The organism is Erwinia sp. B116 (assembly GCF_002865965.1).
Taxonomy (GTDB): Bacteria; Pseudomonadota; Gammaproteobacteria; order Enterobacterales; family Enterobacteriaceae; genus Erwinia.
In genome coordinates, this window is sequence record NZ_JRZZ01000063.1 from 1 (window position 1) to 13,935 (window position 13,935).

Consider the following 13,935-nt stretch of genomic DNA (forward strand, 5'->3'; position numbering starts at 1 on the left):
CTTCGCTCACCCACAACGACGGCCAGTCACCCGGCTCACCGCCGTTACAGGACGGCTGGTTGTTATAGCTGGCCAGATGAAAATCCTTACCGTCATACTTCCAGCTGCCGTTATGGCCGCAGTCGGCAATGCCGCGCCCGCGTCCTGAAAAGTACAGTTCACCGGCGGCAGGATCGTAGCCGCCCTCGGTAAACCAGCTCAGACGTTCCGGCTGGCCCGATTCGCCCGCTACCGGCAGCGAGAGCGTCAGTTGCGTTGAGCGGGTGGCATCAGCACGGTCACTGATAAAAAGCATGCTGGAGGACTGATAGGCACCCAGCCCGCAGTTGATCATCACCAGCGCCTGCTGAGCGTTCAGCGGCTGCGCCTCACTGCGTTCGCGACTTTCTGCGTCCGGCTCACAGCCCTCTTTCTGCAGCAGCGGCAGGTTGGCTTTGATCGCACCGTCAATCAGCGCCTGCGCGTTGGTCAGCGCCACCACCTTCGGCGGCGTAAAGCTGAACGCCGGCGGCCGTGGCCGGGCCGGTACCTGGTCTGGTTCGTTATTGCCAACCTTCAGCAGCGCGGTCTGATTATTCAGCCGCCCCTGACGCTCATCCACCAGCAGCAGCGCTGCGTTCAGGCCGCTGAGCGAGGCCGCATCGCCGTTCGGTGCCAGCGACAGCTTCAGGGCATTCTTACTTGCCTGCACCCACCGCTGCACGGTCGCCAGGCTGTCCGTGCTGGCCACGTTTAAGTCATCCTCAGCGGCCTTTGAGAAGCTCAGCTCGCTGTTCCAGCGCTGCCCGTCCAGCCAGACCCCCTGCGGGTCGTCATTGCCAAACCCCTGAAAACGCAGCGACACCGCGCCCTGCGGCCCGGCCTGACGTGCGATAATAATCCGCAGCCCTTCATCCATATTACGCACGTCGCAGTCGTTAACATTGTTGCAGGTAACCTGCCACTGTTTAAACACCTTCTGCAGCGGTACCTGGCTGTTCTCTGCCGCCAGCAGCGGCGCAGTCATCGCCAGGCCCAGCGCGGCCAATAATAACTTTATTTTTTTCATTGTTTTATCCCGAATTACTTTTCCATAAGCAAAAAAAAACCGCTCCGGAGAGCGGTTTTTACTATGCCATAACTGAGCGACGATTACTCGTCGTTGCCGCCGCCGAGACCGGCGTTCAGCAGTTCAGCCAGGCTGGCAGAAGCTTCATCTGCGGTCACCTGCGGTACAACCGGGGCTTCGCCCGCGGCTTTACGACGCATACGATCCTGATGATAAGCGTAACCGGTACCGGCTGGGATCAGACGGCCAACGATCACGTTCTCTTTCAGGCCGCGCAGTTCGTCGCGTTTGCCCGCAACGGCTGCTTCGGTCAGTACGCGCGTGGTTTCCTGGAACGAAGCCGCAGAGATGAACGACTCGGTTGCCAGGGACGCCTTGGTGATACCCAGCAGATCGCGGGCATAGGTCGCTGCGATTTTGCCGTTGTTTTCCAGATCGCGGTTGGAGATCTTCACGCGTGAGAACTCAACCTGCTCACCGTCGAGGAAGTCAGAGCTTCCCGCGCTTTCGATGGTCGCTTTACGCAGCATCTGACGAACGATAACTTCAATGTGCTTATCGTTAATCTTAACGCCCTGCAGGCGGTAAACTTCCTGCACTTCGTTAGTGATGTAACGGGTCACCGCATGCACGCCACGCAGACGCAGAATGTCATGTGGAGACTCAGGGCCATCGGAAACCACGTCACCGCGTTCCACGCGCTCACCTTCGAATACGTTCAGCTGACGCCATTTCGGAATCATCTCTTCGTAAGGTTCGCTGCCATCAACCGGAGTAATCACCAGACGGCGCTTACCTTTGGTCTCTTTACCGAAGGAGATAATACCGCTGATCTCCGCCAGGATAGCTGGCTCTTTCGGACGACGGGCTTCGAACAGGTCAGCAACGCGTGGCAGACCACCGGTGATGTCCTTGGTACCGCCAGATTCCTGCGGAACACGCGCCAGGGTATCACCCGAGCTGATCTTGATGCCATCTTCCAGCTGCACGATCGCTTTACCTGGCAGGAAGTACTGCGCAGGCATGTCGGTGCCAGGGATCAGGACATCATTACCGTTGGCATCAACGATTTTCAGCGCCGGACGCAGATCTTTCGCACCGGCAGTACGTTCAGCACTGTCCAGAATGATCAGCGAGGAGAGACCGGTCAGGTCGTCCGTCTGGCGGGTAATGGTCTGGCCGTCAATCATGTCGGTGAAGCGAATGAAACCGCTCACTTCGGTGATAACCGGCATGGTGTGTGGATCCCAGTTTGCGACGGTCTCACCCGCTGCAACCTGCTCACCGTCACCTTTCGCCATGGAGGCACCATAAGGAACTTTATAGCTCTCTTTGGTACGACCAAATTCGTCGATCATTTTCAGTTCAACGTTACGCGAGGTGATCACCAGCTTGCCAGCGGAGTTAGTTACCGACTTGGCGTTGATCAGTTTCAGGGTACCTTTGTTCTTCACCTGAATGCTGGATTCCGCAGCCGCACGAGATGCCGCACCACCGATGTGGAAGGTACGCATCGTCAGCTGGGTACCCGGCTCACCGATTGACTGGGCCGCAATAACACCGATCGCTTCACCTTTGTTGATGATGTGACCACGTGCCAGGTCGCGACCGTAGCAGTGCGCACACACGCCGAAGTCAGTTTCGCAGCTTACTACGGAACGCACTTTCAGGCTGTCAACAGAGTGTTCTTCTAACAGATCACACTGGGCTTCATGCAGCAGCGTGTTGCGCGGCAGCAGGATGTCAGCGGTACCTGGCTTGATCACGTCTTCTGCGGTCACACGACCCAGAACGCGCTCACGCAGTGGCTCTTTAACATCACCACCTTCGATAACCGGGGTCATCATGATACCTTCGTGGGTACCACAATCGTCTTCGGTCACCACCAGATCCTGCGCCACGTCAACCAGACGACGGGTCAGGTAACCGGAGTTCGCGGTTTTCAGTGCGGTATCCGCAAGGCCTTTACGCGCACCGTGGGTCGAGATGAAGTACTGGAGTACGTTCAGACCTTCACGGAAGTTCGCGGTGATTGGCGTTTCGATGATTGAGCCATCTGGCTTGGCCATCAGACCACGCATACCCGCCAGCTGACGAATCTGTGCCGGAGAACCACGCGCACCGGAGTCGGCCATCATAAAGATGCTGTTGAAGGAAACCTGCTTCTCTTCTTCACCGTCACGGTTAATCACGGCTTCTGTAGAGAGGTTTTCCATCATCGCTTTCGCAACGCGTTCGTTGGCCGCAGCCCAGATATCGATCACTTTGTTATAGCGTTCGCCAGCGGTAACCAGACCAGACTGGAACTGCTGCTGGATCTCAGCCACTTCCGCTTCCGCTTCGGTGATGATTTCCACTTTCTTCGCTGGGATCACCATGTCGTCGATACCGACAGACACACCTGAACGTGCCGCATAGGCAAAGCCGGTGTACATGGTCTGGTCAGCAAAGATAACCGTTGGTTTCAGGCCCAGGATGCGGTAACAGGTGTTCAGCATCTTAGAGATCGCTTTCTTACCTAACGCCTGGTTGACGATAGAGTAAGGCAGGCCTTTTGGCACGATCATCCACAGGATCGCACGACCAATGGTGGTGTCGATCAGGCTGGTTTTAGAGGTCCAGACGCCCTGATCGTCTTTCTCATGTTCGGTGATACGCACCTTAACGCGAGCGTGCAGAGACGCGAGGCCGGCGCGGTAAATACGCTCAGCTTCTTTCGGACCGCTCAGCACCATGCCTTCGCCTTTGGCGTTAACACAGTCGCGTGTCATGTAGTACAGACCCAGTACAACGTCCTGAGAAGGAACGATGATTGGCTCACCGTTCGCAGGCGACAGGATGTTGTTGGTCGACATCATCAGCGCACGCGCTTCCAGCTGGGCTTCCAGCGTCAGCGGTACGTGAACAGCCATCTGGTCACCATCGAAGTCGGCGTTGTATGCCGCACAAACCAGCGGGTGCAGCTGAATCGCTTTACCTTCGATCAGTACTGGCTCAAACGCCTGGATGCCCAGACGGTGCAGGGTTGGTGCACGGTTCAGCAGGACCGGGTGTTCGCGGATCACTTCATCCAGGATATCCCAGACGACAGCTTCTTCACGCTCAACCATTTTCTTAGCGGCTTTGATGGTGGTAGCAAGACCACGCAGCTCCAGCTTGCCGTAGATGAACGGTTTGAACAGCTCCAGTGCCATTTTCTTCGGCAGACCACACTGGTGCAGGCGCAGGTATGGACCTACGGTAATAACCGAACGGCCTGAATAGTCTACACGTTTACCCAGCAGGTTCTGACGGAAACGACCCTGTTTACCTTTGATCATATCGGCCAAAGATTTCAGAGGACGTTTGTTCGAACCGGTGATCGCACGACCGCGACGGCCGTTATCCAGCAGCGCATCGACCGCTTCCTGCAGCATACGTTTTTCGTTGCGTACGATGATGTCTGGCGCAGCCAGATCCAGCAGGCGTTTCAGACGGTTGTTACGGTTGATCACACGACGGTACAGATCGTTCAGATCTGATGTCGCGAAACGACCGCCGTCCAGCGGAACCAGCGGACGCAGATCCGGTGGCAGTACCGGCAGCACGGTCAGGATCATCCACTCTGGCTTGTTACCAGATTGTACGAACGCTTCCAGCAGCTTGATACGCTTGGTCAGCTTTTTACGCTTGGTTTCGGAGTTGGTTTCGGTCAGCTCTTCACGCAGCTGCTCGCACTCTTGCTCCAGATCCATGTTTTTCAACAGGGCCTGGATCGCTTCCGCACCCATTTTGGCGTCGAATTCATCACCAAACTCTTCCAGCGCGTCAAGATACTGCTCTTCAGTCAGGATCTGGCGCTTTTCGAGGTTGGTCATACCGCCTTCAACCACCACGTAAGATTCGAAGTACAGCACACGTTCGATATCACGCAGCGGCATATCCAGCAGTAAACCGATGCGCGAAGGCAGCGATTTCAGGAACCAGATGTGCGCAGTCGGGGAAGCCAGCTCAATGTGGCCCATGCGCTCACGGCGAACCTTGGTTTGTGTAACTTCAACGCCACACTTCTCACAGATCACACCACGGTGTTTCAGGCGCTTGTACTTACCGCACAGGCACTCATAGTCTTTTACCGGCCCGAAAATACGCGCACAGAAAAGGCCGTCACGTTCTGGTTTGAACGTACGGTAGTTGATGGTTTCTGGTTTCTTAACTTCACCAAAAGACCATGAACGGATCATGTCTGGCGATGCCAGCGCGATTTTGATCGCATCAAACTCTTCGGTCTTAGTTTGTGCTTTCAGAAACTTAAGTAAGTCTTTCACGGATTAGCTCCCGTCGGAGTGAGACTTCTCAGAAACGCCCGGAGTGACCCGGGCGCCCTGTAACCAGTACAGCAAGTGCGAGTACCCCCCGGTTTCAGGCTGCCGGCGCGTTAGCGACGTGCATCCCGAAGGTGGGGGAGTGATTACTCGTCTTCCAGCTCGATGTTGATACCCAGCGAGCGAATCTCTTTCAACAGTACGTTGAAGGATTCTGGCATGCCCGGTTCCATCTGATGGTTGCCGTCAACGATGTTTTTATACATCTTGGTACGGCCGTTAACGTCATCAGACTTCACGGTCAGCATTTCCTGCAGGGTATATGCGGCACCGTATGCTTCCAGTGCCCATACTTCCATCTCACCGAAGCGCTGACCACCGAACTGCGCCTTACCACCCAGCGGCTGCTGAGTAACCAGGCTGTAGGAACCGGTAGAACGTGCATGCATCTTGTCATCAACCAGGTGGTTAAGTTTCAGCATGTACATGTAGCCAACGGTAACCTGACGCTCGAACTGCTCACCGGTACGACCGTCGAACAGGGTGATCTGGCCAGAAGAAGGCAGGCCGCCGAGCTGCAGCAGCTCTTTGATCTCGCTCTCTTTCGCGCCGTCAAACACCGGAGTGGCGATTGGCATACCTTTTTTCAGGTTCTCTGCCAGACGCAGCACTTCGTCGTCGGTGAAGGTGTTCAGGTCAACTTTCTGACGCACGTCGGTGCCCAGATCGTAGGCGCGCTGAATAAACTCACGCAGCTTGGACACTTCTTCCTGCTTCTTCAGCATGGCGTTGATTTTCTCGCCGATGCCTTTCGCAGCCATACCCAGGTGGGTTTCAAGAATCTGACCGATGTTCATACGCGATGGAACGCCCAGCGGGTTCAGTACGATATCGACCGGCGTACCGTTCTCATCGTATGGCATATCTTCGATCGGGTTGATCTTGGAGATAACACCTTTGTTCCCGTGACGACCTGCCATCTTGTCACCAGGCTGGATCTGACGTTTAACGGCCAGATACACTTTAACGATTTTCAGCACGCCTGGTGCCAGGTCATCGCCCTGAGTGATTTTGCGGCGCTTGGCTTCAAGTTTCTTCTCAAACTCGTGCTTCAGCTCGTCGTACTGCTCAGCCAGCTGTTCCAGCTGGTTCTGTTTCTCTTCGTCGGTCAGGCCCAGTTCCAGCCAGCGCTCGCGAGGCAGCTTGTCCAGTTTGTCCGCTTCCACACCGCCGGCAACCAGCAGGTATTGAATACGGCTGAACAGGCCCGCTTCGAGGATCTTCAGCTCTTCAGACAGGTCTTTCTTCGCCTGCTTCAGCTGCATCTCTTCGATTTCCAGCGCGCGCTTGTCTTTCTCTACGCCATCGCGGGTGAAGACCTGAACGTCGATAACGGTACCTGACACGCCGTTAGGCACGCGCAGGGAAGAGTCTTTAACGTCAGACGCTTTCTCACCGAAGATCGCACGCAGCAGCTTCTCTTCTGGCGTCAGCTGAGTTTCACCCTTCGGCGTTACCTTACCAACCAGAATGTCGCCACCGGTCACTTCTGCACCGATATAAACGATACCAGACTCATCCAGCTTGGAGAGCGCAGCCTCACCCACGTTAGGGATGTCAGCGGTGATCTCTTCCGGCCCCAGCTTGGTGTCACGAGAGACACACGCCAGTTCCTGGATGTGGATGGTGGTGAAGCGGTCTTCCTGTACTACGCGCTCGGAGACTAAGATGGAGTCTTCGAAGTTGTAGCCGTTCCACGGCATGAACGCTACGCGCATGTTCTGGCCAAGAGCCAGTTCGCCGAGGTCGGTTGAAGGACCGTCAGCCAGCACGTCGCCACGTTCAATCGGTTCGCCCAGGTTCACGCATGGCATCTGGTTGATGCAGGTGTTCTGGTTCGAACGGGTGTACTTGGTCAGGTTGTAGATGTCGATGCCGGCTTCGCCAGGGTACATCTCGTCTTCGTTAACTTTGATAACGATACGGGATGCATCAACGTACTGTACGGTACCACCACGTTTCGCTACGGCAGTTACGCCGGAGTCAACCGCTACCGCGCGCTCCATACCTGTACCTACCAGCGGTTTATCCGCGCGCAGGGTTGGTACGGCCTGACGTTGCATGTTTGCACCCATCAATGCACGGTTGGCGTCATCGTGTTCCAGGAACGGGATCAGTGACGCACCGACGGAAACCACCTGTTGGGTGGATACGTCCATGTAGTCAACCTGATCGCGGCTGAACAGGCTCGACTCGCCTTTGCTACGGCAGGTCACCAGGTCGTCTACGAAGTGACCTTCGTCGTCGAGGTTGGTGTTAGCCTGAGCGATAACGTAGTTACCCTCTTCAATCGCAGAGAGGTAATGAATTTCGTCGGTCACCACGCCATCGCGCACGCGACGGTATGGGGTTTCCAGGAAACCATACTCGTTAGTCTGTGCGTACACGGACAGGGAGTTGATCAGACCGATGTTTGGACCTTCCGGCGTTTCGATTGGACATACGCGACCGTAGTGAGTCGGGTGTACGTCTCGAACTTCGAAGCCTGCACGCTCACGCGTCAGACCGCCCGGGCCCAGTGCAGAGATACGACGCTTGTGCGTGATCTCAGACAACGGGTTGTTCTGGTCCATAAACTGTGACAGCTGGCTGGAACCGAAGAACTCTTTCACCGCGGCCGAGATTGGCTTGGCGTTGATCATGTCCTGAGGCATCAGGGTGTCCAGATCGCCCAGGGACAGACGCTCTTTAACCGCACGCTCAACGCGCACCAGACCAACACGGAACTGGTTTTCAGCCATTTCGCCAACGGAACGAATTCGACGGTTGCCGAGGTGGTCGATATCATCCACTTCGCCAATACCGTTACGGATCCCGATCAGCTTCTTCATCACCTGAATGATGTCGTCTTTGCTCAGAATACCGGAACCTTCGATCTCATCACGCAGCAGAGAACGGTTGAACTTCATACGACCCACCGCAGACAGGTCGTAGCGGTCTTCTGAGAAGAACAGGTTCTCGAACAGGTTTTCAGCCGCTTCACGCGTCGGTGGCTCACCAGGACGCATCATGCGGTAGATCTCAACCAGCGCGCTCAGGCGATCGTTGGTTGGGTCGACGCGCACGGTTTCGGACATGTACGAACCGTGGTCCAGGTCATTGGTGAACAGCGTTTCGATGCGCTTGTGACCGGACTGGCTCAGTTTAGCCAGCAGATCCAGCGACAGCTCCATGTTCGCCGCAACCAGCAGCTCACCGGTGCTTTCGTCGATGTAATCTTTAGCAACGACTTTGCCCGCGATGTATTCAACCGGAACTTCGATGTGTTGAACGTCATCTTTTTCCAGCTGGCGAATATGACGCGCAGTAATGCGACGACCTTTTTCGACGTAAACGGTGCCGTTCGCTTCGATATCGAAGGACGCAGTTTCACCGCGCAGGCGTTCCGGGACCAGCTCCATCTGCAGCTTATTATCACGGATCTGGTACACCACTTTATCGAAGAACAGGTCAAGGATCTGTTCGGTGGTGTAGTTCAGCGCGCGCAGAATGATGGTCGCAGGCAGTTTACGGCGACGGTCAATACGGACGAACAGGTTATCTTTCGGGTCGAACTCGAAGTCTAACCATGAACCGCGGTAAGGGATGATACGTGCGTTATACAGCACTTTACCCGACGAGTGGGTTTTACCCTTATCGCTGTCGAAGAAGACACCAGGGCTACGATGCAGCTGAGAAACGATAACGCGCTCGGTACCATTGATCACAAAGGTACCGTTGTCAGTCATGAGCGGGATTTCGCCCATGTATACTTCTTGTTCTTTGATATCTTTAACGGTGCCTTCCGGCGCTTCGCGCTCGTAGATCACCAGGCGCAGTTTAACGCGCAGCGGTGCAGAGTACGTGACGCCACGAATCTGACACTCTTTCACATCAAAGACAGGTTCGCCTAAACGGTAGCTGACGTACTGCAGCTCAGAGTTACCGCTATAGCTTTGGATCGGGAATACGGAACGGAATGCTGCTTCCAGACCATACTGACCTTCCGAATCTTGCTCGATAAACTTCTGGAACGAGTCAAGCTGGATAGAAAGGAGATAAGGAATGTCCAGTACTTGTGGACGTTTTCCAAAATCCTTACGAATGCGTTTTTTCTCGGTATAGGAGTAAACCATTGGGTTCCTCAGCTCGCTGAAAAGTAGAACCTTTCTGTCCGTCCAGAGGGGACAGTTCATGCAACGCTGTTTTGTGTTGTGCAAAAGGCAGAACGCCTTTTGTAATACCTCTTTCTATCACGCTTAAACCATTTCATTGCCGCTTTCCGGGCGGGGAGCCCATGGAGGGATGGCAGTATATTAAGTCGTCGATAGAGAAAGATATTAAGCTAATCAATGGCTAAACAGTGTGAAAGACCATTGATGCTATAGAGCGCAAAAAGGCTGGTGACCAAAAAGTCACCAGCCATCAGCCTGAGCTAACGTAATGTCAGACTCAAGCTGCAACCTGGAAGGTTGGCTTATTTAACTTCAACTTCTGCGCCAGCTTCTTCCAGAGATTTCTTCAGAGCTTCTGCGTCGTCTTTGCTGATGCCTTCTTTCAGGGCAGCAGGTGCAGACTCAACCAGGTCTTTGGCTTCTTTCAGGCCCAGACCAGTTGCGCCACGTACTGCTTTGATCACGGCAACTTTGTTAGCGCCGATAGCTTTCAGTACAACGTCGAACTCAGTTTTTTCTTCAACAGCTTCTGCCGGGCCAGCAGCAACAGCAACAGCTGCAGCAGCAGACACGCCGAACTTCTCTTCCATAGCGGCGATCAGTTCAACGATTTCCATTACAGACAGAGCTGCAACGCCTTCAATGATTTGGTCTTTAGTGATTGACATTTCGTGTTCCTAAATTCAGAAAAAGTTTATACGTAAGCAAATGAACGTGAAAAGAAAGGCTGATTAAGCAGCTTCTTTCTGATCGCGAACAGCAGCCAGAGTGCGAACCAGTTTGCCGGCAGCGGCTTCTTTCATGGTTGCCATCAGGCGTGCAACTGCTTCATCGTAGGTAGGCAGAGTTGCCAGGCGGTCGATCTGAGCCGCACTGATCAGCTCGCCTTCAAAGGCCGCAGCTTTAACCTCAAATTTTGCATTCGCTTTCGCGAAATCTTTGAACAGACGAGCAGCAGCGCCCGGGTGTTCCATAGAATATGCAATCAAGGTAGGACCGGTGAAGGTGTCTTTCAGGCACTCAAACTGAGTACCCTCAACAACGCGACGCAGCAGGGTGTTACGAACAACACGCATCACTACGCCAGCTTCACGAGCTGCTTTACGCAGTTCGGTCATTTTGTCTACGGTAACGCCACGAGAATCCGCAACTACCGCAGACAGCGCGCCTTTGGCTACTTCGCTGACTTCAGCAACAATCGCTTGTTTGTCTTGAAGATTTAAGGCCATTAGCTTGTGCTCCTGGATTTTAGCCGGAGATGAATTTCCCCGGAACTCACTTCACCTGAACCGTGTTACCACGGCCAGGCGCTAAAACACGGTGAGCAGATCCAGCAAAGACTATAAAAATATTCTTTTGGTTCTGTCACCGTCTACGCAGGAAATTAAGTCTCTTGCGAAACACCTGCGGTCTTGGACGGAGGCCAGGATAGGCCTGGCTCCAACCTAAAAATCTGTCTAATACATCGTCCTTCAAGCTGCCGCTGCGTTGGCTGCCTTCATTCACCCCAGTCACGTAGTGAACTACGCACCTGTGGATTCACTCAGTTGCCGCTTTGCTACAACTCGAATGACTCGATTAGAAGTTCTGCATAATAACAGAACAATGGGCCAAAGATTCTAGATGAAAATTTAGCCCACGTAAAGCAGATTAGTTAGCAGCAGCGTTCAGGCCAGCCTGATCGATTGCCACGCCAGCACCCATGGTGGTGGACAGGCTAACTTTCTTGATGAAAACGCCTTTCGCCTGAGAAGGTTTTGCTTTTTTCAGCGCAACCAGCAGGGATTCCAGGTTTTCTTTCAGCTTATCGGTATCGAAGTCAACCTTACCAATAGTGGTATGGATGATACCGTTTTTGTCGTTACGGTAACGAACCTGACCCGCTTTAGCGTTTTTCACTGCTTCAGCAACGTTAGGGGTTACAGTACCGACTTTCGGGTTTGGCATCAGACCGCGTGGGCCCAGAACCTGACCCAGCTGGCCAACAACGCGCATTGCATCAGGAGATGCGATAACCACGTCGAAGTTCATTTCGCCTTTTTTGATCTGGTCAGCCAGATCTTCCATACCTACCAGCTCAGCGCCGGCTGCTTTAGCAGCTTCAGCGTTTGCGCCCTGGGCAAATACGGCAACGCGAACGGAACGGCCAGTACCGTGTGGCAGTACAGTTGCACCACGCACGTTCTGGTCAGATTTACGAGCATCGATGCCCAGGTTTACCGCTACGTCAACGCTTTCAACGAACTTGGCAGTAGCCAGTTCTTTCAGCAGAGCAACAGCTTCGTTGATGTCATACTGTTTAGTTGAATCAACTTTGTCACGGATCACGCGCATGCGCTTGGTCAGCTTAGCCATTTCTTAGTCCTCTACAACCAGGCCCATGGAACGAGCAGTACCTTCGATTGAGCGAGTCATCGCTTCAACGTCAGCACCAGTCATGTCCGCAGCTTTGGTTTCTGCGATTTCACGTACCTGAGCACGGGATACTTTACCTACTTTGTCTTTGTTCGGCTTGCCAGAACCAGACTTGATACCAGCCGCTTTCTTCAGCAGTACTGCTGCAGGAGGGGTTTTGGTAACGAAGGTGAAAGAACGGTCAGAGTAAACGGTGATCACAACCGGAGTTGGAAGACCTTTCTCAAGGGATTCTGTTTTGGCGTTAAACGCTTTACAGAATTCCATGATGTTAACGCCTTGCTGACCCAGAGCTGGACCAACCGGTGGGCTCGGGTTTGCCATACCAGCTGCAACCTGCAGCTTAACGTAGGCTTGTACTTTCTTAGCCATGATAATTCCTCTATTGGGTGATAACGCTTCGTGAGAAGCTCCCCGTGATTAATATTTACCCGCCGTTGCCAGCGTGTAAAAACAAAAGGCGCGAAATAATAGTGCAATTTCGCGCCTTTCGCAACCATCCGTTCAGGACAATTGTGTAAATTTTATGCCGCACAGCGCGATTTTTCGCACTGCGCGCAAAGGGGATTAGCCTTTCTCAACCTGACCGAAGTCCAGCTCAACCGGCGTAGCACGGCCGAAGATGGAAACAGATACTTTCAGGCGGCTTTTCTCGTAGTCGACTTCTTCCACCACGCCGTTGAAGTCCGCAAATGGACCATCGCTAACGCGAACCAGTTCACCCGGCTCAAACAGCGTTTTAGGACGTGGCTTGTCACCAACCTGCTGCAGACGGTTCATGATCGCGTCAACTTCTTTATCGCTGATCGGCGCCGGACGGTCAGAGGTACCACCGATAAAGCCCATCACGCGTGGCACGCTGCGCACCAGGTGCCAGCTGGCATCGTTCATGACCATCTGCACCAGCACATAGCCCGGGAAGAACTTGCGCTCGCTTTTGCGGCGCTGGCCACCACGGATCTCAACCACTTCTTCGGTTGGAACCATGACTTCGCCAAACAGCTCTTCCATATTGTGTAATTTGATATGCTCGCGCAGCGACTGCGATACGCGGCCTTCAAAACCGGAAAACGCCTGAACGACGTACCAGCGCATTTTTGGGGCTTCAGACATCTTAGAACCTCAGGCCAGTGATAAACGATACCAGACGGACCAGAATGCCATCCAGCCCCCACAAAATCAGTGACATCACGGCAGTTACCGCGGCAACGATTAACGTGGTGTGCAACGTTTCCTGACGAGTAGGCCAGATGACTTTGCGAACTTCAGTGCGGGCTTCACGGGCGAAAGCCAGTGTTGCTTTGCCTTTGATGGTCAGCAGGGCAACGCCTGCTGCGGCTGCGATCAGAACAACGACGGCCAGCGCGCGCAGCGGCAGAGTCACGCCGCGATAATAATAGTTGCCGACGATAGCAGCGATCAGCAGTACTGCCACACCTAACCACTTGATCACTTCCAGGCCGCGTCCGCTCCCTTGAGCTTCGGTATTAGCACTCATAAACCAACCTGCCAGAATAAATCAGAAACACTTTTGCCCCGCAAAACGAGGCAACCGAACCGAATAATGTGCAAAGGCACCACCCGGCATAGCCATTAATCTCAAGACATGCTTGAAAATTATGGGTTTTTACGCCGTGCTACAGAGCCTGCCTCAGCAATGATTATGACCGAAAATCACTGATGAGCCAGGTTCTATGTTACAGCGTAGAAAAAGGGCATCAAATGATGCCCTTTTCTCGTGCGTTGCGTCAAATATTATCAGCGATTAAGCGATAACTTTAGCAACAACACCTGCACCCACGGTACGGCCGCCTTCACGGATGGCGAAACGCAGACCGTCGTCCATCGCGATTGGGTGGATCAGGGTAACAACCATCTGAATGTTGTCGCCTGGCATTACCATCTCTACGCCTTCTGGCAGTTCGATGGTACCGGTCACGTCAGTTGTACGGAA

General features: G+C 53.9%; 9 protein-coding genes and 1 pseudogene. All 10 read right to left on the reverse strand.

The annotated features are described in order from the left end of the window. The coding region (locus tag NV64_RS21695) for a DUF1176 domain-containing protein (RefSeq protein WP_101506764.1) at window positions 1–1,048 on the reverse strand (1,048 nt) is incomplete at its 3' end. 83 nt (window positions 1,049–1,131) lie between these two features. Further along, window positions 1,132–5,355, reverse strand: coding sequence for a DNA-directed RNA polymerase subunit beta' (rpoC, locus tag NV64_RS21700; RefSeq protein WP_056234892.1), 4,224 nt, complete (start codon window positions 5,353–5,355; stop codon window positions 1,132–1,134). A 143-nt stretch (window positions 5,356–5,498) separates the two neighbouring features. Continuing rightward, on the reverse strand, window positions 5,499–9,527 hold the full coding sequence (gene rpoB, locus NV64_RS21705) for a DNA-directed RNA polymerase subunit beta (protein WP_056234888.1): 4,029 nt from the start codon (window positions 9,525–9,527) through the stop codon (window positions 5,499–5,501). 341 nt (window positions 9,528–9,868) lie between these two features. Then, window positions 9,869–10,234 carry a 50S ribosomal protein L7/L12 gene (gene rplL / locus NV64_RS21710; RefSeq protein WP_056234886.1) on the reverse strand — a complete coding sequence of 122 codons (366 nt, stop codon included), beginning with the start codon at window positions 10,232–10,234 and terminating at the stop codon, window positions 9,869–9,871. Window positions 10,235–10,297: 63 nt separating this feature from the next. Continuing rightward, complete coding sequence (gene rplJ, locus NV64_RS21715; protein WP_056234885.1) at window positions 10,298–10,795, reverse strand: 50S ribosomal protein L10; 498 nt, start codon at window positions 10,793–10,795, stop codon at window positions 10,298–10,300. Between the two features lie 421 nt (window positions 10,796–11,216). Further along, window positions 11,217–11,921: a 50S ribosomal protein L1 gene (rplA, locus tag NV64_RS21725; protein WP_056234883.1), complete on the reverse strand. Its 705-nt coding sequence runs from the start codon at window positions 11,919–11,921 to the stop codon at window positions 11,217–11,219. A 3-nt stretch (window positions 11,922–11,924) separates the two neighbouring features. After that, complete coding sequence (gene rplK / locus NV64_RS21730) at window positions 11,925–12,353, reverse strand: 50S ribosomal protein L11 (protein ID WP_034828899.1); 429 nt, start codon at window positions 12,351–12,353, stop codon at window positions 11,925–11,927. Window positions 12,354–12,548: 195 nt separating this feature from the next. Continuing rightward, complete coding sequence (nusG, locus tag NV64_RS21735; RefSeq protein ID WP_056234880.1) at window positions 12,549–13,094, reverse strand: transcription termination/antitermination protein NusG; 546 nt, start codon at window positions 13,092–13,094, stop codon at window positions 12,549–12,551. Between the two features lies 1 nt (window position 13,095). Continuing rightward, a complete protein-coding gene (gene secE, locus NV64_RS21740; RefSeq protein ID WP_056234878.1) occupies window positions 13,096–13,479 on the reverse strand; it encodes a preprotein translocase subunit SecE in 384 nt (127 codons plus the stop codon). A 267-nt stretch (window positions 13,480–13,746) separates the two neighbouring features. Further along, window positions 13,747–13,935 (reverse strand): annotated as a pseudogene (gene tuf, locus NV64_RS21745) (elongation factor Tu); the annotation flags it as partial.